General features: G+C 64.4%; 22 protein-coding genes and 1 pseudogene. 10 read left to right on the top strand and 13 right to left on the bottom strand.

From position 1 onward, the window contains the following. Positions 1-18: 18 nt before the first annotated feature. Positions 19-990, top strand: coding sequence for an SdiA-regulated domain-containing protein (locus BN1188_RS16345; RefSeq protein WP_040262455.1), 972 nt, complete (start codon positions 19-21; stop codon positions 988-990). A 210-nt stretch (positions 991-1,200) separates the two neighbouring features. Next, a complete protein-coding gene (locus BN1188_RS16340) occupies positions 1,201-2,571 on the top strand; it encodes a GntT/GntP/DsdX family permease (protein WP_040262454.1) in 1,371 nt (456 codons plus the stop codon). Between the two features lie 12 nt (positions 2,572-2,583). On the opposite strand, the gene BN1188_RS16335 is transcribed toward BN1188_RS16340, so the two are convergent. Both BN1188_RS16335 and BN1188_RS22115 read right to left on the bottom strand, forming a co-directional pair. Then, on the bottom strand, positions 2,584-3,357 hold the full coding sequence (locus tag BN1188_RS16335; RefSeq protein ID WP_040262453.1) for a substrate-binding periplasmic protein: 774 nt from the start codon (positions 3,355-3,357) through the stop codon (positions 2,584-2,586). Further along, positions 3,354-5,621, bottom strand: a complete 2,268-nt coding sequence (locus BN1188_RS22115; RefSeq protein ID WP_084596251.1) for a putative bifunctional diguanylate cyclase/phosphodiesterase — start codon at positions 5,619-5,621, stop codon at positions 3,354-3,356. The genes BN1188_RS16335 and BN1188_RS22115 overlap by 4 nt, the downstream gene beginning before the upstream one ends. 138 nt (positions 5,622-5,759) lie before the next feature. On the opposite strand from BN1188_RS22115, the gene BN1188_RS16325 reads away from it, so the two are divergent. The 4 genes from BN1188_RS16325 to BN1188_RS16310 all read left to right on the top strand — a co-directional run bounded on the left by BN1188_RS16325 (position 5,760) and on the right by BN1188_RS16310 (position 7,993). Beyond that, complete coding sequence (locus BN1188_RS16325) at positions 5,760-6,062, top strand: DUF2845 domain-containing protein (protein ID WP_040262452.1); 303 nt, start codon at positions 5,760-5,762, stop codon at positions 6,060-6,062. 181 nt (positions 6,063-6,243) lie between these two features. Beyond that, positions 6,244-6,453 (top strand): hypervirulence associated TUDOR domain-containing protein, encoded by a 210-nt coding sequence (locus BN1188_RS16320; protein WP_040262451.1) that lies wholly within the window; start codon positions 6,244-6,246, stop codon positions 6,451-6,453. 69 nt (positions 6,454-6,522) lie between these two features. Next, on the top strand, positions 6,523-6,705 hold the full coding sequence (locus BN1188_RS16315; protein WP_040262450.1) for a hypothetical protein: 183 nt from the start codon (positions 6,523-6,525) through the stop codon (positions 6,703-6,705). Next, on the top strand, positions 6,698-7,993 hold the full coding sequence (locus tag BN1188_RS16310; protein ID WP_040262449.1) for a Gfo/Idh/MocA family protein: 1,296 nt from the start codon (positions 6,698-6,700) through the stop codon (positions 7,991-7,993). Before BN1188_RS16315 ends, BN1188_RS16310 begins: the two co-directional genes overlap by 8 nt. Before the next feature lie 24 nt (positions 7,994-8,017). On the opposite strand, the gene BN1188_RS16305 is transcribed toward BN1188_RS16310, so the two are convergent. The 7 genes and pseudogenes from BN1188_RS16305 to BN1188_RS16275 form a co-directional block, all read right to left on the bottom strand. After that, positions 8,018-8,875, bottom strand: a complete 858-nt coding sequence (locus tag BN1188_RS16305) for a DMT family transporter (RefSeq protein ID WP_040262448.1) — start codon at positions 8,873-8,875, stop codon at positions 8,018-8,020. A gap of 311 nt (positions 8,876-9,186) precedes the next feature. Beyond that, positions 9,187-10,173 carry an MBL fold metallo-hydrolase gene (locus BN1188_RS16300; protein ID WP_052469309.1) on the bottom strand — a complete coding sequence of 329 codons (987 nt, stop codon included), beginning with the start codon at positions 10,171-10,173 and terminating at the stop codon, positions 9,187-9,189. Positions 10,174-10,359: 186 nt separating this feature from the next. After that, positions 10,360-10,908: pseudogene (locus BN1188_RS22455) on the bottom strand (methyl-accepting chemotaxis protein); the annotation flags it as partial. Positions 10,909-12,079: 1,171 nt separating this feature from the next. Continuing rightward, positions 12,080-12,616, bottom strand: a complete 537-nt coding sequence (locus BN1188_RS16290; RefSeq protein WP_040262446.1) for a hypothetical protein — start codon at positions 12,614-12,616, stop codon at positions 12,080-12,082. Between the two features lie 52 nt (positions 12,617-12,668). After that, the gene (gene ligD / locus BN1188_RS16285; protein WP_040262445.1) at positions 12,669-15,353 is read right to left on the bottom strand and encodes a DNA ligase D; all 2,685 of its coding nucleotides are present in this window, start codon (positions 15,351-15,353) and stop codon (positions 12,669-12,671) included. A 141-nt stretch (positions 15,354-15,494) separates the two neighbouring features. Then, positions 15,495-16,748, bottom strand: a complete 1,254-nt coding sequence (aroA, locus tag BN1188_RS16280; RefSeq protein ID WP_040262444.1) for a 3-phosphoshikimate 1-carboxyvinyltransferase — start codon at positions 16,746-16,748, stop codon at positions 15,495-15,497. A gap of 72 nt (positions 16,749-16,820) precedes the next feature. Next, entirely contained in the window at positions 16,821-17,717 is an 897-nt protein-coding gene (locus BN1188_RS16275; protein ID WP_040262443.1) for an EamA family transporter, read from the bottom strand. A gap of 219 nt (positions 17,718-17,936) precedes the next feature. Between BN1188_RS16275 and BN1188_RS16270 the strand changes: the two genes are divergently transcribed. Next, a complete protein-coding gene (locus tag BN1188_RS16270) occupies positions 17,937-18,839 on the top strand; it encodes a glycosyltransferase family 2 protein (RefSeq protein WP_232430935.1) in 903 nt (300 codons plus the stop codon). Here the strand turns inward: BN1188_RS16270 and BN1188_RS16265 are convergent. From BN1188_RS16265 to BN1188_RS16255, 3 genes are all read right to left on the bottom strand, one after another. Continuing rightward, positions 18,814-19,866 carry a hypothetical protein gene (locus BN1188_RS16265; protein WP_040262442.1) on the bottom strand — a complete coding sequence of 351 codons (1,053 nt, stop codon included), beginning with the start codon at positions 19,864-19,866 and terminating at the stop codon, positions 18,814-18,816. The two genes, BN1188_RS16270 and BN1188_RS16265, sit on opposite strands and share 26 nt — an antisense overlap. After that, a complete protein-coding gene (locus BN1188_RS16260) occupies positions 19,859-20,953 on the bottom strand; it encodes a glycosyltransferase (RefSeq protein WP_232430934.1) in 1,095 nt (364 codons plus the stop codon). Before BN1188_RS16260 ends, BN1188_RS16265 begins: the two co-directional genes overlap by 8 nt. A gap of 185 nt (positions 20,954-21,138) precedes the next feature. Continuing rightward, positions 21,139-21,606, bottom strand: a complete 468-nt coding sequence (locus BN1188_RS16255; RefSeq protein ID WP_040262441.1) for a hemerythrin domain-containing protein — start codon at positions 21,604-21,606, stop codon at positions 21,139-21,141. A 295-nt stretch (positions 21,607-21,901) separates the two neighbouring features. Here BN1188_RS16255 and BN1188_RS16250 point away from each other — a divergent pair, with 295 nt between their 5' ends. Both BN1188_RS16250 and cysC read left to right on the top strand, forming a co-directional pair. After that, positions 21,902-22,111, top strand: coding sequence for a hypothetical protein (locus BN1188_RS16250; RefSeq protein ID WP_040262440.1), 210 nt, complete (start codon positions 21,902-21,904; stop codon positions 22,109-22,111). Positions 22,112-22,248: 137 nt separating this feature from the next. Continuing rightward, positions 22,249-24,783, top strand: a complete 2,535-nt coding sequence (gene cysC / locus BN1188_RS16245) for an adenylyl-sulfate kinase (RefSeq protein ID WP_052469308.1) — start codon at positions 22,249-22,251, stop codon at positions 24,781-24,783. A 196-nt stretch (positions 24,784-24,979) separates the two neighbouring features. Here cysC and BN1188_RS16240 read toward each other — a convergent pair whose 3' ends face one another. Beyond that, positions 24,980-25,909, bottom strand: a complete 930-nt coding sequence (locus BN1188_RS16240) for a GNAT family N-acetyltransferase (protein ID WP_040262439.1) — start codon at positions 25,907-25,909, stop codon at positions 24,980-24,982. 185 nt (positions 25,910-26,094) lie between these two features. On the opposite strand from BN1188_RS16240, the gene BN1188_RS16235 reads away from it, so the two are divergent. Continuing rightward, positions 26,095-26,322, top strand: coding sequence for a hypothetical protein (locus BN1188_RS16235; RefSeq protein WP_040262438.1), 228 nt, complete (start codon positions 26,095-26,097; stop codon positions 26,320-26,322). Positions 26,323-26,536 lie beyond the last annotated feature (214 nt).

Genomic DNA, 26,536 nt, shown 5'->3' with positions numbered 1-26,536 from the left:
CACCCTGGAGACAACGCCATGACCACTCAGACCCTGACGCAGGACCGCTTGCGTGCCCATCCACGACAGAGGCGCCGGCTGCGCGTTCGCCTGCGCAGCCTCGGCCCACTGGCATTGCTCGCTCTGGTTGCCGGGCTCTGCGTGCAAGCCTATCGCCTGTGCCTGGTCGAACAACTGCAGGCGCATTGGCAGAACTATCGGACAGGCGACACCGCGCCGGGCCGCAACGTCTGGCTGCCTGGCTACCGGGTGACCATCGATGCCAAGCCCATAGCGCCGGGCCTGCGCAACCTCTCGGGGATTACCTATGACTACGACCACGATCGGCTGCTGGCCATCACCAATATGCCCATGGAGCTGCTGGTGATGAATAAGGAGGGGGACCTGGAGGCTCGCTATCCTCTTGTGGGTTTCGAAGATACGGAAGGCCTCACCTACCTGGGGGGCAATCGGGTGGCCATCGCCGACGAAGACCAGCAGCGGCTGGATGTGATCACCTTGCCGCCGCGAGAGCAGGCCATTCTGGCGAGCAGTGCCCAATCAATAACCCTCGCCCTGGGCCTGAGCCACAACAACAAAGGTTTCGAGGGGGTGACCTACGACACACGCAATGACCGCCTGTTCGCCATCAAGGAACGGGACCCTCAACAACTGTATTCGGTATCCGGCATGCTGCGATCGATCCAAGGCCCGCTGAACCTCACCGTGACCGACCTTACCGCCTGGGTGGAACGCGGACGCTACGGGCGCGACCTCTCGGACGGCTATTACGACCCGCGCACCGGCCACCTGCTGCTGCTCAGCGACCAGTCGATGAACATTACCGAACTCGACGAACAGGGACGTTTCGTCAGTATCCGCTCGCTGCGATCCAACCTGGGCGGCCTGCAGCAGGACGCCCCCCAGGCTGAAGGCTTGACCATGGACAAGGACGGCAACCTTTACGTGGTCAGCGAACCCAACCTCTTCTACCAGTTTCAGAAACGCTGATCCGTCCCCGCTGCACCAGTCCCCGCTCGCTCCGTGCGGGGGCTCCCTGCTGTTGAGCTTGCCGCGCCTTGCAGCCTGAGCAAGTCTTCATATGAAACCCTTCTGTGCGAAGCAGATTGAAAGCTCCTTGAAAGCCTGGCGGGTCTACCGTAGTGAGTTTGCAACAATTTGTTGCACCGGTATTCACACCAATAACAAAGGAGTACCCCCGTGGACCTGACCCCAGTGGCCTGGCTGGCCCATGACACCCGCCTGCTGGCCTGTTGTGCACTGGCCATCGCCAGCATCGTTGTGTTGATCAGTGGGTTGCGCCTGCCGCCGTTCCTGTCCATCCTGGTGGGCACCTTCATCGCTGGCATCGGCGCTGGCCTGGCTCCGGAAGAAGTCGCCAAGGCCTTCAGCAAGGGCGCCGGAGGCTTGCTCGGCGAAGCGGGCATCATCATCGCCCTGGGCGCCATGCTGGGCGCGCTCATGGCCGAATCCGGCGCGGCGGACCGAATCGCCAGCACCTTGCTGGGACTGGGCAAGGGCCGCAGCCTGCCGTGGGTCATGGCGCTGGTAGCGATGATCATCGGCCTTCCATTGTTCTTCGAGGTTGGCCTGGTGATGATGGTCCCGATCATCTTCGTGATGGCGCGCCAATCCGGCCAACCGTTGCTGAAAATCGCGATTCCCGCCCTGGCCGGCATGACCACCCTGCACGCGCTGATGCCTCCGCATCCGGGACCGCTCATTGCGGTAGGCGCCCTCCACGCTGATCTGGGCCTGACCATGCTACTGGGGCTGATCCTGGCAGTGCCGGCTGTTATCCTTGCCGGACCTTTGTACGGGCGATGGCTGTCGCGGCGCCTCGACGTGGCTATTCCCGCCGAGCTGGGTGAGCTGTTCAGCGCCCGCCCTGAGGCCGAGCGGCGGCCCAGCTTCCTCGCTTCCCTGGCGATCATTCTCCTGCCTGTGGCGCTGATGCTCGGCAGCACCTTGGCCAAGGTAGGCCTGCCTGTGGACAGCACCCTGGGCGTGGTGCTCAAGTTCCTTGGCGAGCCCCTGGTCGCGCTGGGCCTGGCCGTACTGGCCGCGGTCGCCCTGCTCGGCTGGGCCAACGGCATGGCCCGCGAGCGGGTGGGGCAGACGCTGCGCAAAAGCCTGGCCCCCATCGCGGCGTTGTTGTTGACCATCGGCGCTGGCGGCGGGCTGAAGCAGACCCTGCTCGAAGCGGGGGTCAGCCAGACCATCAGCAAGGCGGCCGAAAGCGCCCACTTGCCCTACCTGCTGCTAGCCTGGCTGATCGCCGTGGCCCTGCGCCAGGCCACCGGCTCGGCCACGGTAGCCACCACCACTACAGCGGGCATCCTGGCGCCCATGATGGCTGGCCTGGCGGCTACCCAAAGCTCACTGGTGGCATTGGCCATAGGTGCGGGCTCGGTGTTCTTCTGCCATGTGAACGACGCCGGCTTCTGGATGGTCCGTGAGTACTTTGGCCTGCAACTCAAGCAAACCCTCTGGGTGTGGTCCGTATTGCAGACCATCGTTTCAGTGGTGGGCCTGGTCGGCACGTCGTTGCTCTGGTGGTATCTGGCCTAGCGCGCCCGTCGGTCAATGCGGCTTGCCCAGCCAGCGCCGCATGATGGCTTCATAGGTACCGTTGCTCTTGATCGTCTGCAAGCCACGCCGGAACCGCTCCAGCAGCTCCGGTGAGGTGCCTCGACTGAAGGCCATGCTCAGGCCGTCAGGGCTGCTCAGCTCCGGCAAGGGCAAGGACTTTACCAGCACCTTGGCCGGGTCCTCACCGTTGCGCCGGGTCAGGTAGATCGCGTTGAGCTCGTTGGAAATCCACAACTCCACATGCTCGACCTTGAGCATGTGGAAATTGTTTTCATAGCGGTTGGTCGACTGCAGCTCCGAGTTCATCTTGAAGCCCTTGCCAAGCAGATACTGCTGGCCCACATCCATGTTGACCGTGGCGATCTGCCGCCCCCGGGCGTCTTCCAGGCTGTCGAGCTTCACCGGCCGTTCGGAGAGGCTGTACAGGTACCAGTTGGTCGGCCCGATGGGGCCGATCCACTGGAACAGGGGCTCGCGCTCGGGGGTACGGGCGATGGAGTAGATCAACACGTTAGGCACCGACAAGGCACGGTCATAGGCACGGGCCCAGGGCATCACCTGGATGGGCGCCTCGACGCCGGTTTCCTTCATCACCGCCTGGACGATCTCGGTACTGAAGCCGCTGATCTTGCCGCCTACCGTCATGTTGTACGGCGGCAGTTCTTCAGTGACCACCTCGATCTCACCGGCAGCCCAGGCCAACCCGCTCGGAATCGTGGCGGCGAGGACAAACAGTAGCAAGGCACGCAGCATGGTTCTTGTCATTGGGAAACCTGCAGGGATTCACACGCTGGACTATAGCTGGATTGAGGCACATCCTGCTCGCTCCCCGCCGCGCTCGTTAGCTGTTCCTGATGTTGTTCATGCAGGAGCGCGATCAGCGCCTGGGGTGTCATCGGCCGTCCCAGCAGATAGCCTTGTGCCTGATCGCACCCCAAGGCCGCCAAGGCTCCCAACTGCTCGGCCGTTTCCACGCCTTCGGCCGTCACCGCCATGCCCAGGCTCTTGCCCATGGCGATGACCGCGCTGACGATGGCTTCATTGTTGGCCTTGGGGTCGGTCAGGTTCATCACGAAACTGCGGTCGATCTTGATGCCATCGAAGGGGTAGCAACTAAGGTAACCCAGGGACGAATAGCCGGTTCCGAAGTCATCCATGGACAGCTTTACGCCCAGCGTCTTCAACTGTGTCATCAGGGCCAGGGCACGCTCAGCATTGTCGATCATCACGCTCTCGGTAACCTCGATTTCCAGTTGGCACGGCGGCAGGCCCGAAACCGCCAGGGCCTGTTCGACTCGGTTGACCAGGTCGGCGCGCATGAACTCTATGCACGAGAGGTTCACCGATACGAAGATCGGCTCCGGCATGTTGGCCACCAGCTCACAGGCACGGCGCAGCACGATGTCGCTCAGCCCGACGATCAAGCCGGTTTCCTCGGCCAGGGGAATGAACACCCCCGGGCTGAGCAGGCCCTTCTCCGGGTGCTGCCAGCGCACCAGCGCCTCGGCCCCCAGGATGCGCCGGCCGTCGATCCCGAAGCGGGGCTGGAACACCACAATGAATTCATCCTGCTGCACCGCACGCTTGAGATCCTGCTCCAGGCTACGGCGCTCCAGGATCCGGGTTTTCATCTCGGCGTTGTAAAGCTGCCAGCAATGCTGACCGTGGGCCTTGGCTTCATAGAGGGCGATGTCCGCCAGGCGCAACAGCTCCTCGCCATCGGTGCTATCCATGGGCGCCTGGGCGATACCGATGCACAGGCCAAGGCGCAGCTCGTGTTCAGCGGTGACCAGGGGCGGGTCGAAGTTCCGCAGCAGCGATTGACAAAGGATTTTCAAATGCTCCGGGCAGACTTGCGGCGTGATGACCAGGAACTCGTCCCCACCGAGGCGTGCCAGGAAATCCCCGTGACCAAGGGCGCCTTGCAGCCGACGAGCCACGTTGGTCAGCACCTGGTCACCGGCGATGTGGCCGAGGCAATCGTTGATCTGCTTGAAGCCACTGAGGTCGATGTACAGCACCGCGAAGGCACCGCCCTGGGCGACCCCTGCCAAGCGCTCCTGCAATACCTGGTAGGCGTGGCTGCGGTTGGGCAGGCCGGTGAGCGAATCGTGGCGCGACAGGTAGGCGACGTGGGCCTGGGCAATGCAGCCATGGTCCACCTGCTCCGCGGCCCGGATAGACCGGCGCAGCAACAGCCAGGCGCCGATGCCGAACAGCAGCGTGGCCATTACCAGCAATGGCAACATCATCGCCAAGAAGGTCGCCCCGGGGCGAGCCACGTCCCAGGTCAGGTAAAGCGGCGGCTGTTCGGATAAAGCCAGGCCGACCGTCGCCTCTGCCGGCGCCTCACGCAGGCCGGGCAAGCCGAACAGCTCGCCCATGCGCGCCAGGCTGCCGGGGCCGATGATGTCTACGAATACCAGACAGGCCAGTTCCGAGACCGGCGCCTTGGAATGGTACGACAGCGGTCTGATGGCCGCCGCGGCCACCATCGCCGGGCGCCCCTCTACGGTGAAGTACCTTTTGACGGCAATTCGCTCACCGGCGCGGTTCCTCGCCTCCGCGAGCAGGCCTGCAAGGTCACCGTCGATCCATTCATTGGCATGGCGGGTATTGAATTGCCCCTTGGCGAAGGCGTAGCGGGTTTCATTTTGAGCGTCCAGGATGAACACGCCGTTCAGGCCGTATTGGGCCAAGAGTGACCGTCCCATGCCCACCTGCTGAGCCGCCCAGGCTTCGTCGACGTTCCCGAGGGTATGCTCGTAGGCCTCGTCCCAATGGGCGAAATCCAGCAAGGGGTAGGTAATGCCGTTCAGCCAGGCCTCGCTGGCTCTGCTGGCCAAGGCCTGGCTGCGCAGGTTTTCCTCTTCATTGAGCTTTGAGGCGACCTGGCTCAGTACCCCGCTGGCGCCGAGAAACAGGCACAACAGGATCGTGGCTACCAGCCAGGCGGCACGTCGGGCAACCCGAGAATGGCTGCCGCTGCCAGGCATCGTGGGAGGTGAAGGCGCATGTGACAACGGCATGCTGGATTCCGGGAAGATGGCACAGTGATAGTTTTCTTATCGGCCAAGGCCTGAGGCCACTTCAGCGCTGCACGCTGCTCTTCGACGGACGGCAAGCCACGCGCTATGCTCACCCGGCTTGCCTGGAATGGATCGCTTATGAAAACCCAAGCCTTTGCGCTGCTCGTGGTTTTGCTGCTCCCCTGTGTCGGCCAGGCCGACCAGACCTTTCGTTGCGACAGTGCCCTGGTTTCGGTGAACGACAGCACCGCCATGGTACTGCGCAAGTGCGGCGAACCAGCCAGCCGCGCCGCGATCAGCTACGTTCGGGTCATCGATGCGGCTGGCCGTATGACAAGCCTGCCAGCAGAACAGTGGACCTACGGGCCTCGCGGCGGCATGTACCATTATCTGCGCTTCGAAGGTGATCGGCTGGTCGACGTCAGAGGTGAGCGGGGATGAGACGCGGGCCAGAGAAGCGCCGTGGCCAATGTCTCAAAGCCCGCATCGAGGGTGGTGAGTGACCTCGCAGGCCTTTAGGCTTAACCGAGGCCATGCCACTGGGCGGGGCGGCGGAATCGGGTTGCGCTCGTACAGGTCTACCACTCACTGCCCCATTCCTATTTCATCTGAGGAGATGGCAATGGCCACCACATTCAAGAAAGGCGACAACGTTGCCTGGAATTCCCAGGCAGGCGAGACACACGGCAAGGTCGTGAAGGTGCATACCAGCGACCTGGACTTTATGGGGAAGCACCGCACGGCGTCCAAGGACGAGCCCCAGTACGAGGTGGAAAGCGCGAAGTCCGGCCACCGGGCGCTGCATCATGGGGATGCGCTGAAGAAAGCCTGAGCGTGGGAAAGCGGTCCAAAGGTATCCAGAGAGGACGCCATCGGTCCTTGCTGCCTAGCCCTCAGGCCCGTGCTTTTTGCTACCAGCTTCATGGGCGGCTTCTCCGGGCAGTTCCTGGCGGCAAGCATCGTCGCCGGCCAGTCCCAGCCGCCCGGCTCCCTATTGGTCGCCGCGACTGAACCGGACGAAGGGCTGACCGGTCCGCGTTATACCACTGTCATCATTTCCCAGTGTGAGAACGCCCATGACTGACCAGCCCTCCCAACTCAACCGCCGCACGCTCTGCAAGCTGGTCGGCGCCTGCGCCACGGCCGCCGTGGTCGCACCGCGGGCCATGGCTGAGCGATTCACCGCGCCTACCCCTGTAGACACTGGCCAGGTGGAAGCCGGCGCAGTGAAATTCCCGGCCTGGCGCGGCCCGCAGGACACCCCTTCAGCACCGCCGCCCAAGCCGCTGCCCCCGGAGCAACGGGTCGGCTTCGCTATCGTTGGCCTGGGCCGCCTGGCCCTGGAGGAAATCCTGCCGGCCTTCGGCAAATCCTTGAAAGCCAAGCCCGTGGCGCTGGTGTCGGGCAGCCCGGACAAGCTCAAGACCGTGGCTAGCCAATATGGCATCCCACCCGAGGCCTGCTACAGCTACGAGAATTTCGACCAGATCCGCGACAACCCGCAGGTGAAGGTCGTCTACATCGTGCTTCCGAACGCCATGCACCGGGAATATTGCGAGCGGGCCGCCGCTGCGGGCAAGCATGTGCTTACGGAAAAGCCGATGTCGGTATCCAGCGAAGACGCCCAGGCCATGGTGCAAGCCTGCCAGCGGGCAAAGGTGAAGCTGATGGTCGCCTACCGTATTCAATACGAGCCCTATAACCGCCGCGCCCGGGAACTGGTACAAGACAAGGGGCTGGGCCGCCTGGTCGCCTACCATGGCGTCAACACCCAGACAGTCGCCGAGGATGGCGCACGGCAATGGCGCCACAAACACGCCATGGCCGGTGGCGGCTCGCTGGTGGACATTGGCCTGTACTGCCTCAATACCGCCCGTTTCATCACTGGCGAGGAGCCGGTGGAGGTCTATGCCACCACCTACTCGCCCCCGGGTGACCCTCGCTTCGCCGATGTGGAGGAAACCGTACAGTTCACGCTGCGCTTCCCCTCCAATACCGTCGCCAACTGCCTTACCAGCTACGGGGCTCGCGATGACAAGTATCAACGGTTGAACCTCGAGCGGGCCAGCCTGGACATGCCCAACGCCTTCCTGTACCAGGGCCAGCGTTTGTCCGTTATCGACCGCGACGGTGATGCCACCCGCAATGCCGAGCTCACCCTGCAGCCGAAGAACCAGTTCGCCCAGGAGCTGGACCATATGGCCGAGTGTGTGCTCAGTGACCGCACCCCCTTCACGCCCGGAGAAGAAGGGGTACAGGACCATCGATTGATGGAAGCCATCTACGAGAGCGCGCGCACCGGCCAGCCGGTGCGCCTGAAGCCGGTAGAGGGGCTGGACAGCTTCCGTGGCCCGCCCTTCGAGCCCGCCTGAGCAGCGGCAGCGCGGGCGGGGCCCTCAGCCGTGCTGTCGAAACACCAGCGCCAGCCCCAGCAGGATCAGCCCCATGCCCAGCAGGCTCAACCGGCTCAGTACGTTGCCCAGCACCAGGTAGTCCAGCAACACAGTGACCACGGGCACCAGGTAGAACAGGCTGGTGACCTTGACCAGGTTGCCGGTCTGGATAAGTCGATAGAGCAGTAACTGAGCCACGACCGAAACCACCAGGCCAAGCCAGAGCACAGGCACCAGCAGTCCAACCTCCCACCGGGCCGTTACCGGCTGGAAGGGTGCCAGGGCCAGGCACAGCAGCAGGCTCACCATATACTGCAACGGCAGCACCTGAGCCGGATGTTGGCTGACCTGCCGCTGCAGCAAGGCTCCGAAGGTCATGAACGCCAGGGCCAGCAAGGCGAAGACGCAACCTGACACGGATACCCGGGCCGCCACCAGGCTCTGGTAGACCACCAGCACCAGTCCACTCAAGGCCAGCAGCAGGCCGGCGAGCCGGACCAGCGACACCCGGCGCTCCAGTATCAACAACGTCAGGATGGGCTGCACCCCCAGCAGGGTGGCAATCAGCCCCGGCGTCATCCCATGGGCCATGGCCTGGAAGTAACACACCGAATAACCGCCGATCAGCAAGAAGCCGGTGGTGGCGACGCGTTTGCCGGTACCCGGGTCGGGAAGCCAGCGCTGACGCCATCCGCCGATAAGCGCCAGGGCCAACAGCGCCAGGCCGAATCGCAGAATCAGAAGGGCGATGGGCGAACCGTGGTCCAGCCCCCACCGAGTAAAGATGGCGGCGCTGCCCCACAGCAGCACGAACAACGCCATGGCAGCGGTCGCTGCCCAGGAGGATCGGGAAATAACCATGCAAGCATTACCTGTCGAAGAGGAAGCAGGCTCCAGTGCGCCAGCGCCTAGAGGCAAGCAAGACTGGAGCGTGAAAGGCGACCGTTCAGGCCAGCGCCACCACGGCGGGCAGCGCTACCGCTACAGCCACGGCAGCCACCATCACTGCAACGACAGGAGGAGATACCGGCTGGGCACACCGCCGCGGGCCTGGGGCAGGCTGCGCGATTGAAGCGGTGTGCAGAAATACCGGCATGGGATGTGTCCGAATGTGAACAGAGCTGAACATAGCAAAGGCTTCGCCATCCTGCAAAGCCCCGTGGCTTATCGCTTCATTGGGCCCAGGCGCTATAGGTCACGTCCTTGCCCACGTAGATGCGCATCAGGTCAGACCCTACTACCACCTTGCCCTGGGGCCAGACCTGCTGGGCGCGCTGCAACAGCATGGCGTCGGTGTTGGTCTCGTCCTGGGGGCCAGGTCGGGAGATATGGGAGAACACCGCCAGCCTGGGCTGAGCCTGGGCGAACACCCTGCCCGCCTCTTCCGGGGAGGTGTGGTGCTCGCGGATGGGCTTGGCCCAGGCTTCGTCCTGATGATGGGTGGAGATTACATTCACCTCGTGCACCAGCACATCGGCGCCCTTCGCATTCTCGATCACCCGGGGGTCATAGCGGGTATCCCCCGACAGCGTCACCGTATGGCCTTTGTACTGGACCTTGTAGCCATAACTGGGCTTGATGGCCGCCCCATGGTTGACCGGGAAGGCAGTGACCTTCACCCCCTTTTCATCGAATACCACGCCCGGCCGGTGGAAGCTATGCACCTCGATGCGCTGCGCCTCGGCAGTGGACTCGTTGTCATTCTGGCGGATGATCAAGTCCGCCGTCATGGTCATGCGCAAGCCTTCGGCCACGATCTGGGTGCCCTGGGGCCCATAGAGCTGGAACGCGCTGGTCCTGCGATTCTGCGGGCTGGGCAAGTAACTGGTGGCCCAGAGGTCGGCCAGGCCATTGATGTGGTCCGAATGGAAGTGCGTAAGAAAGGTGGCGTTCACCGCGCCCAGGGGTACGCCGAGCTGGGCCAGGCGAATGGTACTGCCACGACCGGCGTCGAACATCAGATTCAGGCCATTGGCCTGCACCAGTGTGGAGGGGCCGAAGCGTTCAGGGCTCAGGCTTGGGGAGCCGGTGCCGAGCAGGGTCACCACCATGTCGGCGTGTTCGGCCTCCGCGGCCGAAGCTACAGAAGGCACGGCAGCCTGGGCGGCCCCCCAGACCATGACGCAAGCAAACGAGGCGAACAAAGCAACGGCTTTCATGGGCGTCCTTTCGAGGAAGATGGCAGTCAAGCTGCCTAAGCTATCCCTTTCCTGACGCTTTGACTGCATGGTTTTTCTTCAGCCGCTTCGCTTTTTTCTACCGCTTCGCCAGGGCGCTATTCAGCAGGGCCCCACATGCCCGGGGCGGGGATAACCGACGCCTTCCAGCGAGTGCTCCCCGGAACATCAGGCGACGGTCACTCGGAATCGCTTGCTGGCTTGCGCCAATCGGCTGGTTGCCTGATTCAAGTGCTCCGACTCACCTTCGAGCACACCCGCCTGGATCGCATTGTCCTGAGCCACACCTTGCAACGCTCCAAGGTCGTCCTTTACCTGAGTGCTCGCCGCCGACTGCGACTGAGTGCTGGCGGCGATCTGCAGACTCATGGCACTGATCGAGTCAATGTCGTTGGCGACCGTGCCCAACAAGGTCGCGGCCTGGTCGACACCCTGGACGCAACGCTTTGCCCCTTCCCGACTCTCATCCATGGCCTGGGTCGCCTGGACGGTGCTTTGCTGGAGCCGCTGGATCAGCGTCCTCACTTCCACGGTGGAACTGGCCGTACGCTGGGCCAGGTTGCGAACCTCATCGGCCACCACCGCGAACCCCCTGCCCTGCTCCCCGGCCCGGGCCGCTTCGATGGCAGCATTGAGCGCCAAGAGATTGGTCTGATCAGCAATGCCACGGATGACGTCCAGCACCGTCCCGATTTCCTCGGAAGCCTCGGCCAGCGCGAGCACGTCCCGCCCTGTGGTTTCGATATTACCCGCCAGGGCCTGAATCTCTTTGCGTATGTGTTCGACCGCGGCGGTGCTCTGCCGAGAATGTCCATTGATGGCCACCGCGACGCTCGATGCCTGGCCAGCGCAGGCAGCCACTTCCTCGATCGAACCCGCCAGGGCACGAAGCGCCGCGTCCATCCGGTCGGCTGCGTCTTGCTGCTGGTCGACGCCACCGCGAATGCCGGTAGTGGCGCCGCTCAGTTTTTGCGCCGTGGCGCCGAGTCGATCCGCCTCGTCGATGACCTCGCCGACCATGCGTTGGAGCTGGTCCAGGAACTGGTGGAAACGCAATACCACGGGGCTGTGCACGTCGCTGCGATAGCCCAGGTCCACTCGGGTATCGTCGGCGCCGAGACGATTGGCGATATCCAGCAGGGCTTGCCCTTCCACGGCCTCGGCCTGGCTACGCTTGGCCATGTACACCAGGATGACGCTTTCAACGACCACGTAGAGCGCGTGCAGCAGCACGACCCAGATGTTGTGTTCCTGCACCACATGCACGGCGCTGAAGTGCTCCTGGATGAAAAAGAACGCCAGGTGATGGACCGCGATGACACCGGCGGCCACGACTATGGGCAGCCAGTCGCGGTAATACACAAGGCAGGCCAGCAGCACGAAAATACCGAAGTGCAGTTCAGTGAAGCCGCGGCCCAGGTTGATATGGAGCGCGGCCATTACCATCAGGCCGGTGCCCATGGCGCAACGAAGCAGCCGGGAGCCTGGGGCGATTCGCTGCAAGAGGGTAAGAACGATAGCGCAGCCCCCGCCGACCAGCCCGGCCTGGGCCCAGGTATCCGACCACGCGGCAATCCCCAGGGCAGCCAGGAACATGAACCAGACTATGCCCAGCATGACGCGGTCGGCTCGCAGGTAATGCTCTTTAAGTTGATCGTGTGATGCACGCATGGTGAAACTGCCTGTGAATGATCGAGTGGCTGACAACCGGATGTGGCTTGACCCGGTTATCGGCCATATCGCACGTAACCTGAACCATTGCAGTGAGCACCACGGCCATCCGCCAGGACACTGTCATGCAAAGCTGCTCGATGCTCCCGCAGCGCTCGGCCTAGGCTTTGCCGGAAGGATCGATACTCGCTGAGGCGGCTTCGAGTCCCCGCGGCGGCTAGGTTTTTCCGAAGTGCAGCCACAATGAAAACATTCCCAGCACCACCCAGAACCCGGTGAAGATCCAGGGGGTACGCATGGAAAACAGCAATGACTGGCGAAACCCCTTCTCCTGGGCTTCATACTTGCTGAACAGCGGCGAGTCGTCATAGGCCGCGCCCATGGTCGGCTCGGCGCGCAGCAACTGGTACTGCTTGAAATGCCAATGATCGATGATCTCGTAAGCCGCGCGTATGCCCGGCCAGGCATGCAGGGAACTGACGATTCCCAGCAGGGCGAGGATAGGGGGCACCACCAGGGTGAAGAGCTTGCCCCAGTCCGGGTTCAGGTTGGCCATGGAGGAGGCGAAGGCGATGACCAGGAACGATTGCGCGGACAGGTAGGCGTTGGTGCGGTTGGACAGCAGCGAGGTTTCGTACTGGATTTCGTTGCGGTAGAAGTCCAGCCGCGCCTTGGGCGTGCCGAACATGGCATTGTCGCTGGTCTCCTGGGCCTTGCTGGCCATGTCCCGCGGTTCAGTGATGATCTTGCTCATGGGCCTCCGGTGGAGCGAGGCCGGCCCCAAGGCGGGCCGGCTTTCGCGCGTTTCAATTTTTCATGTTCAGTTTCTTGCGCATGGTCGCGGTGATGGTCTGGCGCACCTTGGCGTAGCCTTCCCAAGGGTCATTGCCCTCCATCTCTGCGAGCCGCTCGTGAATATTATGAATGTTCCACTGGTTGCCGCCCTTGAGCCCGGCCACTTCTTCGCGCGACACCGGCACCGACACCGGCAGGCCTTCGCGGGTACGAGCCGCGAAGGCGCAAATGGTGGTAGCCCCCTGTGAATTGCGCAGGTAATCCACGAAAATCTTGCCCACTCGGTTCTTGGGCCCAGCCACCTCGGAAAAGCGATCCGGCAATAGCCTGGCCAGGTGGCTGACGATGGCATGGGAAAACGCCTTGACGCTTTCCCAGTCGTCCTTGGGCTTGAGCGGCACTACGATATGCATCCCTTTGCCGCCGCTGGTCTTGAGAAACGACTTGAGCCCCAACTCATCGAGCACCGTGAGGGTCAGTTGGGTAGCTTCCACCATGGCCTTCCAGGGCAGGGCCGGGTCCGGATCGAGGTCCAGCACGAAACGATCCGGATGCTGGCCGTCCTTGCTGGTGGCGTTCCAGGTATGGAACTCCACAGTGCTCATCTGTACCGCCCCCAGCAGTGCCTGGGGGTTGTCCACCACCATCACCGGCTGGCCGGAAAATGCCGACCCCAAGGTAGAGATGCCAGGGATCTTCAACCGTTCGGCATGCTTCTGGAAGAACAGCTCCCCGGCTATCCCTTCCGGCGCTCGCACCAACGCCACCGGACGCCGCTCGAGGTGGGGCAGTATCCAGGCCGCCACCTGGGCATAGTACTGAGCCAGCTGTAGCTTGGTGGTGCCGCTGGTGGCATCGATCACACGGTCAGGGTGGGTGATGCGGATCTCTCCGGCCGGGGCTTCGTGTTTGCCAACCCTGCTGGCCTTGAGCGGTGCCGGCTTGGCTTCGCCGGCACCCCTGGCCCCTGTTCTGGCTGATGCAGCCTTGGCAGTTGTTTTGGTCGAGGCCTTCTCGGCCTTGAGCTTGGCCGTATCCATGGGCGTCTCCTGGATGATTTCAGTGGCGGGCTTGTCCTGGCGCAAGCCGTGGAACACCGCATGGCGCACCGAACCCTCCCGGGTCATTTCGGCATAGGCCACCTCGGCCAGTTGCGTCGGCTTCAGCCAGTGAACGCCACGTGCCTCGGCGCCCTTGGGTGGGTTGGCCAAGGCCGGCTTCTTCACCTCCAGGGGCTGCAGTCGCGCATGGATAGTCTTCAAGGTGTGTTCGTTGAAACCCGTGCCTACCTTGCCGGCGTAACGCAACTCCCCGCTGTCGGCATCGTGCAGCCCCAGCAGAAGCGCGCCGAAAGCGCTACGGCTGCCGCGGGGTTCGGTATAGCCGACCACCACGAACTCCTGGCGATGCTTGCACTTGAGCTTGATCCAGTCATTGCTGCGACGGCTGACATAGGGGCTGCCCAGGCGCTTGCCGATCAGCCCTTCCATCTTCAGGGAGCAGGCACTGTCGAGCAGTGACGTGGCCGCTTCGTCGAAGCTGGCGGAAAACCGCAGGCCGCCATCCTGGTTGGCCTGCAGCAGTTTGTCCAAGGCCGCGCGTCGTTGTTCCAGAGGCGCCTGGGACAGGTCCATGCCATTGAGGTAAACCAGGTCGAACAGGTAATAGACGATAGCCTGGGCCTGATCGCTTTCGAAGGCGTTTTGCAGCGATTGGAAGGCCGGTACGCCTTCATCATTGTTGACAATCACTTCGCCATCCAGCCAGGCGGATTCCAACCCCAGGGCCTTTAGTGCCTGGGCCTGGCGCGGTAGCCGAGCGGTCCAGTCATGGCCGTTGCGGGTAAACAGACGAACCTCGCCCTGGTCGATTCGGGCCAGGATGCGATACCCGTCAAACTTGATTTCGTAGGTCCATTCCCCGGCCGGTGCGGACTCGACCAGGGTCGCCAGTTCCGGAGTGAGCGTCTCTGGCAGCGGTGCCGCCACCGCGCCTTCCAGCGCGCCACGCTTCTTGCTGGAAGCTGGTGGCCTCCCGACGGACGTAGCGGGCTTGGTGTCAGCCGAGCGGGACCTTGACGGCGTTTTCGCTGGCATCCTGGTCGAGGCTGCCTTGCCCCTGGCCCTCGGCACCAGGGTACGATCGCTGATCACGCTGTCTGGGGCGGCTTCGAGCACGTCGTACTGATCATGGTCCCGGGCCGCCTCGTCATGAGACTTGATCAGAAACCACTGTTGCTTGCTTCCGCTCATGCCGGTGCGCACCAGGTTCCAGACACCGCTGAGCTTTTCCCCTTGCAGGCGAAACTTCAGCCTGCCTTTTTCGAACGCCTTGTGTGGCTCTTCCTCCGGCTGCCAGACCCCCCGGTCCCAGACGATCACATCGCCGGCGCCATAATGGCCCTCGGGGATATGGCCCTCGAAGCTGGCGTAGTCGATGGGATGGTCCTCCACCTGGATGGCCAGGCGGCGGTCCCGGGGGTCCAGCGAGGGCCCCTTGGGCACGGCCCAGCTCTTCAGGGTGCCGTCCAGCTCCAGGCGAAAATCGTAGTGCAGATGGCTGGCATCGTGCTTCTGGATGCAGAACTGCAGCGCGTGCTCGGCGTCTTGGACCTTGCCCGGGCGGGCCTTGCCGGAGGGCTCCGGCGTGGCTTCGAAATCACGCTTGCGGTTGTACTCCTGCAGGGCGTCGCTCATGGCGCTGGGCCTCCTGTGCTCGCGGATGCTTGCCCGCCAGGTTCCAGGCCTGGCGAGCCGACGTTTCATGAAGCGCTTGAACGTCCGAAGCGATACGGGGGCAAGAGTTCCGCCGGCCGGCCGAGCGGCGGGCGGCTGGGCTCAGGCGAAGTGCAGCTCCACGCCCAGCCCACGTAGTGCATCCCAGTAGGCCGGGTAGGTCTTGGCCACGCAGGCCGGGTCCTGGATACGGATGCCACTGACCTTGAGCCCGGCCAGGGCGAAGCACATGGCCATGCGATGATCGGAATGGGTATCAATGATTGCCTCGCTGTGACTGCCAGCCAGCCCCAGATCGGCCGCTACCAGCAGGTCGTCCCCCTCCACGGTGGCCAGGCCGGGCCGGATGGCGTTCAGGCCATCGTACAAAGCCTGTACCCGGTCGCACTCCTTGACGCGCAGGTTAGCCAGCTGGGTGAAGCGCACCGGGTTGCGGTTGAACGCGGCCAGCACCGCCAGGGTCGGGATGGCGTCCTGCATCTGGGAGCCGTCGATCACCGGCGCCATGTCGGGGAAGCGGGCGATATGGGCCTGTGCCTGGGCGTCGGGCTGGGTGAAGGCATCGCCGGCCACGCCCAGGTCGATGGCGCCGCCAGTCAAGGCTTCGGCGGCCCAAAGGTAGGTAGCGGCGGAGGCGTCCGGCTCGATCAGGTAATCATGGGCCTGGTAGCCACCAGGAGCGACACGCCAGGTGGCATCGTCGAGCATGTCCACCTGGGCGCCAAAAGCGCGCATGCAGGCCAGGGTCAGGTCCACATAGCCACGCGCACCGATGTCCTTGCCGGTGAGCGCCACCTCGATGGGCGCTTCGCCCAGGGCCGCCAGCATCAGCAGCGCGGAAACGTACTGGCTGGACAGGCCGCCGTCGATCTCGAGCCGGCTGGCCTTGAGCGCGCCGCCGCGAACCGTGACCGGTGGGCAGCCCGTGGGGCTATGGGCATCAATACCTACTGCCCGCAGTGCGTCCAGCAGCGGGCCAATGGGGCGTTTTTGCATATAGGCGTCGCCGTCGAGCACCACCGTGCCCGGCACGGTCGCCACCGCCGCGGTGAGGAAGCGCACCGCGGTGCCAGCGTTGCCCAGGAACAGCGGCCCCGCGGGGACACGCAGGCCACCGTTGCCGGTGACGATGAAGGTGGTGGCGTCCGGCTCTTGGATGGCGACGCCCATCTGCCGCAGGGCTTCAGACATGTGGCGGGTGTCATCGCTCTTGAGCGCGCCGCTCAGGCGGCTGGTGCCCTTGGCCAGCGCCGCCAGCAGCAGCGCGCGGTTGGTGATGGACTTGGACCCTGGCGGCGCCACCCGCCCCTGCAAGGGTTTGCCAGGGGGAACGACGGTGACGGTGGGCAGGCTCATGGGCTTCTCCAGGGCGAACAGGGAAAAGCGCCGATGATGCCATAAAAGCCAGGGTCCGGCAGGTTTGCGCCTTCAGCGGCTGGGGGTAGCCCGCCCGGCAGCACGCCCGCTGAACAGACGCGGCCCGAACACATTGATCAACAGGCCCACCATCACCAGCGCGCCACCGGCCCATTGCAGCGGGCCTAGGCGTTCACCCAGCAGCCAGGCCGAAGAACTGAGCCCCACCACCGGCACCAGCAACGAAAAGGGTGCTACCTTGCCGGCCGGGTAACGGGACAACAGCGTGCTCCACAGGCCATAACCGAGCATGGTCGCGATGAAGGCCAGGTACGCCAGGCTCAGCAGCGAGCTCAAGTGAATGTTGAGCAAGGAATCGACGATACGCGCCTGCCCCTCAAGCCACCAGGACAGTGCAAGAAACGGCAAAGGTGGCACCAACGCCCCCCAGACGACCAGGGCGACCAAGTCCACGTTGCCGAAGCGCCGGGTGATGATGTTGCCCATGGCCCACATGGCGCCGGCGCACAGGGTCAGCAGCAGGGCCAGCATGGGCGTGACGTGATCCCCTTCCAGGCCGATCATTGCCAGGCCACCAGCGGCCACCAGCAACCCGAGCACGCTGGCCGGGCGCAGCCGCTCACGCAGGAAGAGCGCGGCGAAGAACAGGGTGAAGAACGCCTGGCTCTGCAGCACCAGAGAAGCCAGCCCCGGCGGCATCCCGTGGGCCATGGCCTCGAACAGGAAGGCGAACTGCCCCAAAGAAATGGTGGCGCCATAGGCCAGCAGCCAGCGCCATGGCAGCTTCGGTCGCCTGATGAAAAGCGCCGCGGGGAAGGCGACCAGGGCGAAGCGCAACGCCCCCAGCAGCATGGGCGGCAAACCGTCCAGGCCGACCTTGATCACGACGAAATTCAGGCCCCAGGCGACGATCACGACCAGCGCCAGCAATAAATCCTTTGGTGACATGCTTACTCCTGAGTGTCGCGGGCGACATTGGTCGGTGGGAAGAAACCTTTGCAGCCATGGCCGAGTCGACTAGTGAAGCGGGACGGCGTCCATCGTGCGCCTCGGACGCGGGGCTTGCTTTCTGAGGCGCCTCACGGCCGAAGGGATGCGCTGGCATCTTAATGCCAAGCCTGGCGACTCGCTACCAACTGCCTGGTTTTATGTTTCGGGAGCTCTCGAATGACCACCACACCCTCCTCCCCCCCTGGCCATGTCGCCAGCGGCCCCGCCTCTGCGGGCCTGCATGTGATCACTCTGGTCCATGGGCGCAGCGGCCACTTGCACAATCTTCTACAGGGGCTGGAGCATTCCACCGTTCTGCCCCTGGGGCTTTGGGTGGTGCATATGAACGAGCCAGCCGCCGCGTTGCACAGCGATCGCTTTCCCGTGCATGAACAGGTACTCGAAGGGGTAGACGGCCTGCCCCTGGCCCGTGCGCGCAATGCAATACTCGGCCTGCCGGTGGAGGGCCCCTGGATCTTCCTCGACGTGGACTGCATCCCCTCCGAGACCTTGGTGGAGCACTACCTGGCCGCCCTGCGCGCCTATCCCCATGACCTGCACCTTGGCGCGGTGCGCTACCTTCCCGAGGGGGCTAACGCACCGGGCTGGAACGAAGCCAGCCTGCGCGCCCAGAGCGTGGCTCACCCCCTGAGCGTCTACCGCGGCGAGCCGGGGGATGAACTGGAACACGCGCTGTTCTGGTCACTGAATTTCGCCTGTACCCGCCCGGTGTTCGAACGCATCGGCGGGTTCGACGAGGGCTATACCGGCTATGGCGCCGAAGACACTGACTTCGCCTTCCGTGCCCAGGCGCGCCAAGTGCCGCTGCGAGTAGCCGAAGCCCTGGCCTACCATCAGTACCACCCGACCTACAGTCCGCCGTTGAATCACTTCCAGGACATCATCACCAACGCCCTGCGCTTTCATCAGCGCTGGAAGGTCTGGCCCATGGAAGGCTGGCTGCGCAGTTTCGCCGAACGTGGCCTGGTGCATTGGGAAGGCGACACCCTGCAGGTGCTGCGCACGCCTGACGCCGCCGAGGTGGAAAGCTGCTTCAATACCGCTCGCCAAGGCTTTTGAAGACGGCCTCAGCCTGCTCCTGGATAATGGCCGCCGCCCGGGCACTGGCGGCGATGTCCGCCCAGCGGCGCCAGCGCAGGCCATCGAGGGCACCGGCTTTATCCAGTACCGAAGGCCATTGGACCGGAGCGGGCCAGGCCTCCAGGCCTAGGGCAAGGCCCGCCGCCTCCAGGCGTCGCGCCTGATGCAACTGCTCATCGAATGGACGTGCCTCGGCCACTGCCACGAAGCGGCAACCCAGGGACGCCGCTTCGGACACCAGGCTATCGCTGGCGCTGCCCATGACCACCCATGCCCGGCGCATTTCTTCCAAAGGATCGGCCAGGTGCCCCAACGGAACCAGGTTCGCCGGGGCCTTGCTGAAGGCATCGTCCGGCAGCCCGGCCACGCGTAGCTCAATGCTTGGGCAAGCCACGGCGGCCGCCTCCAGCAAAGGGGCGCTCAGCCCGCTGCCGCCCCGCCCGCAGATCACCAGGACTCGTCCCGGCTCAGGTTCGGCCGCCGGCTGCTCGGCAAAGCGGGACAACCAGCCACTGTAGGCCGTCTTGGCCCGCCAACGCTCCGGCAGCGCTGGATCTTCCAGCTCTTGGGGATAGGGCGCGAGCAAGGCGTTGGCCGCTTCGTAGGCCAGCTGGTGAGGCAGGTCGTCCCGCTGACCATGCTGGCGCATATAAATTACCGGAACGGAACACAGCCGCGCGAAGAGCGCCACTTCTACCGAAACGTCTACCACCAGCAGGCAAGGCCAATGGCTTTCGAACCACTGGGCCAGACGCGCCATGCGCGAGCGCAGCCCCGGCACACCCAGCGGCGCGTAATGCAGCCCGGTCAGCGCTGGCTCCTCCACCCCTTCGGCGGTGTCCGGCGGCAACTCCAAGCGGTGGATATGCGAGGCCAGTGGTCCCTGCGGCAGCGCGCTGCCGATCAAGGTCACCGGATGCCCCAGTTGCTCGGCAATCGTCAGGGCCCGCACGCCGTGTCCAGCGCCGTGATGGTGAACGTAATAACCGATGTTGAATTCATGCATGGCCAGCAGCGACCTCGGCCAGCAGTCGCTCGTATCGGCTCAGCATCAGGTCGAAACCCCAGTTCTGCTCGGCCAGGGCACGGCAGGCCTGGCGGGACTTGCCTGCCGCGATCGGCATGGCTGCCGCCAGGGCTTCGACATCATTGGCTGGGACCACCACGCCGGTGTCCTCGGTCACCAGGTCGGCGATGGCGCCCCGGTCGAAGCCTGCCACCGGCGTACCGCAGGCCATGGCCTCGGCCACTACCAGGCCGAAGGGCTCGTCCCAGCAGGGAGTGACCAGGGCGACCTTGGCTTGGGCGAGCGCCATAACCAACTGTTCCCGGGAGAGATGCCCCAGATGGTGTACCCGTGGCCCCAGCAGGGGCTCGATGTACTGGCGGAAATAGTCATCATCGGCCATGTTCCCGGCCAGGTGGATTTCCATGCCCGCCTTGCGCGCCGCTTCGATGGCCAGGTGCGCGCCTTTTTCGGGGACAAGGCGTCCGAACCACAGGGCATGGTCGCCCGGTGGCGTGGCCGAAGGCATCCAGGCCTGAAGGTCGATACCGTTGGGAATGACCTCGCACTCGGGCAACAGGTGCTGCCAACTCCGGGCATTGGCGGCCGAGACCGTACAGAACCTGCCAGCGGCGCGGCCGTCGCCGTAGGCGTTGATCAATTCGAAGAAGGGCGGCGTATGCAGCACCGTCAGCATTGGCGTGCGCAGCAGGCTGGCCATGGTCGCCGGCACATAGTGCAAGGCGTTGTTGAAGATCACATCCAGGCCCAGGCTGTCGATGCGCTGCATCAGGCCCAGGTAGGCATGGTGCTCGGCCATATAGCCTTCGCTCAGGCTGATCGGCAGGCAACGGTGCTCGATGATAGGGTCGACCCGCAGCGTTTCAGCGCTCCCGTCCCGGGCGAACAGGATCACCTCATGGCCACGGGCGCGTAGGCCCAGCACGATGTCGTGGGTAAAGGCTTCCAGCCCGCCCGCGAAGGGTTGCCGGATGGGAAACTGGATATGCGCGATGACCCCGATACGCAATGGTCGGGACGGGGCCCGAGACTTCTGGGGGGCGGGGCTGTGGGAGGTGGTCGGCATCGGGTCTTCCAATGACACAGGCCACCCCCGATACGCAATGGTCGGGACGGGGCCCGAGACTTCTGGGGGGCGGGGCTGTGGGAGGTGGTCGGCATCGGGTCTTCCAATGACAAAGGCCACCCGCCGCGCTCCCGGCTCAGGGCCATGGGTCCCGGACCGGAGCGCTCGAGTGGCCATGGGGAGGGTCAGGCGGCCTTGCGAGTCAGCTCTTTCTTCAGTTGCTGCTTGAGCTGTTCCATCTGGGCGCCGATTTCATCCAGCTTGTCGCCCAGCAATTCCTGGGCCTTGGGGAACATTTCCTCTTCTTCTTCTTCGATGTGATGCTCGAGCATTTCCTTGCACACCTTGGCCCGACCGGCGAAGGCCGGGGTGGCCGGGTCGGTGGCCTTCAGGTCAGGCAGCACCAGGGCTTCCACCGCACGGTGCTCTTCCTTGGCCTCGTAGTACATCACGTCCTCTTCCTTGCTTCCGGCTTCCTTGAAAGCCGGGTACAGGATGTCTTCCTCGATATGAGTGTGCAGAGTCAGTTCAAGCTCGATCTTGCCGAGCAGCTCGGCCCGTTTCTTGACGCCGCGCTCGGTGGTCTTGGTCAGCTCTTCGAACAGCCCCTTGAGACGTTCGTGGTCCTGCTTCAGCAATTCGATGGCGTTCATGGTGTGGTCCTCAGGCTAGGCTCGACGGTCATTTTTCTGGCCCAGCATGCCGTCGGTTCGTGCTGGCCCTGTTTGGCACTTCGAGTGAGTGGTCTCCCTTATGCTGAGCGAGACGGCAGGCCATTGGTTCCATCGACTCAAGCGACCGCGGATAAGCGGAAGGCGAGCCGGTTCAGGCAGAACCCTGCAAGCGCAGCCGCTTCGAACGAACGCGCCTACCGGGCATCGAAAGCGATGTATCCCCGGCTGGCGCCCCTGACCGAGCCGGGCCGTCGAAAGCGTTTTGGAGGCTTGAATGAACAACGAAGAAAACCGCCGGCAACCCAATGCCCCAGTGACCGACAGCGAAGGCAAGCCCGTGGATGTAGTGGAACGCGACATCGAACAGCCTGACTCGGATACCGACGATGTGGACAAGCTGATCACGCCTACCTCCATCAAGCGCAAGGAACAGGACGTCGAGACCCTGGAACGCGCCAATCGCGAGGTAGAGCGGCGGCTTTGACGCCCCTGATTCGATAACCTGGGACTGCCGGGGCGCATTCGCCAGCTTCGCTGGCTCCAACAAGGTGATTGCAAGCTATGCTGGGTCGAGCGCCGCACTCGCGCGGCGCCCCAGACACCCGATGGAGCGAGTGACCTGTGATCACCCCGACCCCGCCCTACAGCACCCGGCCCGGCGCCGTGCTCTGGCTGACCGGCCTTTCCGGCGCCGGTAAGACAACCCTCGCCGAGGGGCTCGCGGCGCGCTTGCAGCCGTTGGGCTACCCTTGCTTCGTGCTCGACGGGGATCGGCTGCGAACAGGCCTGAACCAGGACCTCGGCTTCAGCCCCGCGGACCGCGCCGAAAACGTCAGGCGCACTGCCCAGGTCGCGGCGCTCTTTGCCGAAGCAGGCCTTTTGTGCATCGTTTCTTTGATCTCCCCCTACCGGGCCGACCGCGAGCGGGCCAGGGAAATCATTCCAGCGTTCCATGAAATTCACGTGGCGGCTGACCTGGCCACCTGTGAAGCGCGAGACACCAAGGGTCTGTACCGCCGGGCCCGCGCCGGGCAGTTGCCCGGCTTCACCGGGGTGGACGCGCCCTATGAGTCTCCGCTCGCGCCCCAGCTACGCCTGGATACCCACCGGCAGAGCCTGGCGCAAAGCCTGGAAGCCCTCGCCCGCTACGTTCAGCAGGCACTGCCTTGGCAAGCGGCCCAGACGGCGCCCCTCGAAGTTCGCCACCAGCAGGCGTTGCACCTGTACCGCAATGGTGAAGTCAAGGAAGCCCTGCAGGCCATGGCCCGGCTGGTCGAAGAGGCACCCAACGCTCCGCTGCTGCATAGCAACCTGGCTGAGATGCTTCGTCAGCAGGGGCAGGCGCGTCCCGCGGTAGCTCATGGCGAGCGCGCGGTCGCGCTGGCACCAGCCGCCGCCTCGGCCCATAGCAACCTTGGTCTGGCCTGGTTCGACCTGGGCGAGCTGGAGCGCGCCGAGGCCTGCCATCACCAGGCGCTTCAATTGCAGCCTGGCATGGTGCCATCCTTGAACAATCTGGCGAGCATTGCCCACGCCCGGCACGATCTCGAAGGGGCCATCTCCGGTTATCGGCAGGCCCTGGTGGCCCGGCCAGACTACCCTGAAGCGCTCTCCAACCTGGGTGCCGTGCTCATGGAAGCCGAGCGTCTGCACGAGGCCGCCGAGGCGCTGGAGCAGGCGGTCGAGCTGGCACCCGATTCACCGGATGCGCTGTGTAACCTGGGCCTGGTGCGGTTGCGCCAGGCGCGCCCCCGGGAAGCCCGGCATCTGTTGGCCCAGGCGCTGCAACAGCGCCCAGGTCATATCAAGGCCTGCATCGGCATGGCGCGCTGCCTGGCCGAGCTGGACCAGCGCGAGCAGGGAGTGCAGCTGCTTCAGGCCGCGGTGGCGCGCAGCCCGGAGCATGCCGATGCCTGGTGCCAACTGGGTACAATGCACGCCGAAGAAGGTGACAGTGCCCTGGCCGAAGAAGCCCTGCAACGCGCCCTGGCCCTGCGTCCCGACTTCGCCGACGCGTCGGTGGGCCTGGCCAGCCTGGCCCTGGAGCGAGGTCGTCAGGCCGAAGCGGTGACCTTGCTCGAACAGACCCTGGCCGCGCAGCCCGACCATCATGGGGCCCGCTATCACTTGGCCCAGGCACGCAAGGCACGCCCGGGCGAACCTAACCTGGCGCGCATGGAGCAAATGCTGGCCGCCAGCAGCCAGGCGAGCCCGGGCCGACGTATCGCGCTGCATTACGCCCTGGGCAAGGGCTATGACGAGCTGGGCCAGTACAAACAGGCCTTCAGTCATTTCTCCCAGGGCGCGCGACTCAAGCGCGCTACCCTGGACTACAGCAGCGAAGCGGACGAAGCGCGCCTGCGGGCGATCATCGCCGAATTCGACGGGCCCCGGCTGCGCGGCCTGGAGGGCCAGGGCGACCCCAGCGAGCTGCCCGTCTTCGTGTTAGGCATGCCACGCTCCGGCAGCACGCTCACGGAGCAAATACTGGCCAGCCATCCGAGCGTGGCAGCCGCCGGAGAACTTCACGAACTGCTACGCCTGTTGCAATTGCCGCTACCTGGCCATGGGCCGGCGCCCTACCCTGCGAACCTTCGCCAGGCCGATGCCGGGCACCTGAGCGCCCTGGGCCGGGAATATGTCCGACGGCTGCGTCGACATGGCCCTGACGCCTTGCGCATCACCGACAAGCTACCCGCGAACTACATGGCGGCCGGGCTTATCCCGGCCATGCTGCCCAACGCCCGGATCATCCATGTCAGCCGCGACCCGGTGGACACCTGCCTGTCCTGCTACACCCGCCTGTTCAGCGAGCATCAGGAAGCCACCTACGACCTGGCCGAACTGGGCGCTCACTATCGTCACTACGCGGGGCTGATGGCCCATTGGCGCCAGGTGCTACCGGCCGGGCGCCTGCTGGAAGTCCGCTATGAAGACCTGGTGGCAGACCTGCCCGGCCAGGCGGCGCGCCTGTTGGAGTTCTGCGGCCTGCCCTGGAACGATGCCTGCCTGGCCTTCCACCGCACCGAACGCAGTATCCGCACTGCCAGCCTGACTCAGGTGCGAGAGCCCCTGTACAGCAGTTCGGTGCAGCGCTGGCGCAATTACGAGGCGCACCTTGGTCCCCTGCTCGAAGCGCTGGGGTCGTGCCGATGAGGTGCTTTGCTCTGGTAGGGTGGGAAGTTGCCTGAGTTCCCTCGCCCGCCTTCCCTGGCGGGCGCCCAGCTTCGCCATGCCTCCACTCGGCCGAGCCGAGGCGCATTCCGCGTCGTCTGTGCCATCCGCACAAGCTTCGCCAGCTGGCACTGGCTCTAACCAGGTGTGCGCCGAGCCGAAAGGCCTGAAAGCACAATCACCGCCAATCATCACAGATCCACACCTGGGGCTGGTCATAGCCTCCACTGCCCCGATGCATGGTCACACCAAGGATCTGAATGGCGAAACCCGCGCTCAGCAGATACTGGTAGGCGCTACGGCGCCCGGTATTCACCCCCAGCATGAGTCGGGTCTGACCGTGAGCGAGGGCAAGGTCGTTGCAGGCGATCAACAACCGTTCCATCCGCGCGCTGGCCTCGTCCCCACCGCTAACCATGGCGAACTTGACGTAGCACACGCCCTCGCCGGCTTCGCTGCGGGGGCCGAAGTGGCAGGCGGCGAAGGCTTCGAGTTCGCCATCGGCTCCATGCAATAGCAGGTTCGCTCCCAGCCCGAGGCGTTCCACGGCGTCGAGCTCGCCGGTAGGGTCGAGCCCGGCCGCCGCCTCATTGGCCAAGGCGGCGCAGGCCTGGCGTTGGGCCTGGCTCAGGGCCGCGCACACAGGGGCCGAGCCGCTGGCCTGGCCTTCGACAGCCCGAGCCATGACCGCGGTCAAGGCCTGGGGCCAGAAGCCGAAACCTTGATAGAGCCCTAGGTGCCGCGGGCTGTCAGGAAAGGTGAACAACCCCGCGTGATCAATCCCCCAGGCATCGAGCTGGCCGCTGACTGCCGCCATCAGCGCCTTGGCCAACTTGCGCTCCCAGTAGGCCGGGCGCACCGCTACCGGCCCTACGACCGCGTGGCTACCCCAGCGCGCGACACCCGCGACCCCGGCCATCTGTCCGTTGATGTCTACCTTGAACCAGGCCGTATGCTCGGCACGCCAGCGACCCTCCACATAATCGCGATCATTCCAGAACTCCCCCGGTGCGGCTGCGCCCATGAAGGTCGCAAAGGCTTCACGTACCACCTCGCGGGCTTCGCTCAGGTCGCTCTCGCGCAAAGGTTGAATCACAAAGTCGTCCATTCCGGCCCCCTGGCTGTGAGCACTTGAGACCCTTGCGTCTGTGCGTGGTTCTTCATCACCCTCGCGACCACCTGCCCCACAACCACGATGGCCTTTCCAACAGGCGGGTTGAAAAAAAGCCGACCACCGGCCAGAACCTTTTCAGCGCGCACGTCTCTACTTTAATCATGACAGGGAGGTGGCATATGGCCGCAATCCAATCCAGCTTCGCCCGGCTTGACCTCGCAATGGATGCAATCACCGCATGGGAAACCCATTGGTCCCTGCGCGGCGATCGCTTGACCTGCAGGCATTGCGGGTCGAGCCAGGGCCGCTGGCAGAGCCGGCAGCCCTTCCAGCACAGGCGTAGCTGTGAAGTCGCCGTCTTTGCCGACCCCATGCCGTGGGTCGCGGTGCCCGGCTGGCAAGGCTGAGTACTCATGCGGGTACAGCCCTGGCTTCGCGGGACAATGCCTGAGGGTTCGGGCGTTCCGGGAGGGATTCCGTACCCCGACGACCCGTATCAGCAGCCTTGGTCCAGACCTAAGGCCAGTCTTGCATAGCCATTGTGGCCACCGTGGGGAACAGCCGTTCCCATCTCCCTACGCACTGCGTGATACCCTGGCCAGCCCTACTGTCACGATCTGT

This window comes from Pseudomonas massiliensis (assembly GCF_000826105.1).
Taxonomy (GTDB): domain Bacteria; phylum Pseudomonadota; class Gammaproteobacteria; order Pseudomonadales; family Pseudomonadaceae; genus Aquipseudomonas; species Aquipseudomonas massiliensis.
The sequence above is the reverse complement of the archived record's forward strand: the minus strand, read 5'-3'. Positions and strand labels throughout refer to the sequence as shown.

Excerpts from the sequence above, each read along its gene's own strand:
- BN1188_RS16345 (WP_040262455.1), top strand. The coding sequence starts at position 19 with ATGACCACTCAGACCCTGACGCAGGACCGCTTGCGTGCCCATCCACGA.
- BN1188_RS16335 (WP_040262453.1), bottom strand. The coding sequence starts at position 3,357 with ATGACAAGAACCATGCTGCGTGCCTTGCTACTGTTTGTCCTCGCCGCC.
- BN1188_RS22115 (WP_084596251.1), bottom strand. The coding sequence starts at position 5,621 with ATGCCGTTGTCACATGCGCCTTCACCTCCCACGATGCCTGGCAGCGGC.
- BN1188_RS16325 (WP_040262452.1), top strand. The coding sequence starts at position 5,760 with ATGAAAACCCAAGCCTTTGCGCTGCTCGTGGTTTTGCTGCTCCCCTGT.
- BN1188_RS16320 (WP_040262451.1), top strand. The coding sequence starts at position 6,244 with ATGGCCACCACATTCAAGAAAGGCGACAACGTTGCCTGGAATTCCCAG.
- BN1188_RS16310 (WP_040262449.1), top strand. The coding sequence starts at position 6,698 with ATGACTGACCAGCCCTCCCAACTCAACCGCCGCACGCTCTGCAAGCTG.
- BN1188_RS16305 (WP_040262448.1), bottom strand. The coding sequence starts at position 8,875 with ATGGTTATTTCCCGATCCTCCTGGGCAGCGACCGCTGCCATGGCGTTG.
- BN1188_RS16300 (WP_052469309.1), bottom strand. The coding sequence starts at position 10,173 with ATGAAAGCCGTTGCTTTGTTCGCCTCGTTTGCTTGCGTCATGGTCTGG.
- BN1188_RS16290 (WP_040262446.1), bottom strand. The coding sequence starts at position 12,616 with ATGAGCAAGATCATCACTGAACCGCGGGACATGGCCAGCAAGGCCCAG.
- ligD (WP_040262445.1), bottom strand. The coding sequence starts at position 15,353 with ATGAGCGACGCCCTGCAGGAGTACAACCGCAAGCGTGATTTCGAAGCC.
- aroA (WP_040262444.1), bottom strand. The coding sequence starts at position 16,748 with ATGAGCCTGCCCACCGTCACCGTCGTTCCCCCTGGCAAACCCTTGCAG.
- BN1188_RS16275 (WP_040262443.1), bottom strand. The coding sequence starts at position 17,717 with ATGTCACCAAAGGATTTATTGCTGGCGCTGGTCGTGATCGTCGCCTGG.
- BN1188_RS16270 (WP_232430935.1), top strand. The coding sequence starts at position 17,937 with ATGACCACCACACCCTCCTCCCCCCCTGGCCATGTCGCCAGCGGCCCC.
- BN1188_RS16265 (WP_040262442.1), bottom strand. The coding sequence starts at position 19,866 with ATGCATGAATTCAACATCGGTTATTACGTTCACCATCACGGCGCTGGA.
- BN1188_RS16260 (WP_232430934.1), bottom strand. The coding sequence starts at position 20,953 with ATGCCGACCACCTCCCACAGCCCCGCCCCCCAGAAGTCTCGGGCCCCG.
- BN1188_RS16255 (WP_040262441.1), bottom strand. The coding sequence starts at position 21,606 with ATGAACGCCATCGAATTGCTGAAGCAGGACCACGAACGTCTCAAGGGG.
- BN1188_RS16250 (WP_040262440.1), top strand. The coding sequence starts at position 21,902 with ATGAACAACGAAGAAAACCGCCGGCAACCCAATGCCCCAGTGACCGAC.
- BN1188_RS16240 (WP_040262439.1), bottom strand. The coding sequence starts at position 25,909 with ATGGACGACTTTGTGATTCAACCTTTGCGCGAGAGCGACCTGAGCGAA.
- BN1188_RS16235 (WP_040262438.1), top strand. The coding sequence starts at position 26,095 with ATGGCCGCAATCCAATCCAGCTTCGCCCGGCTTGACCTCGCAATGGAT.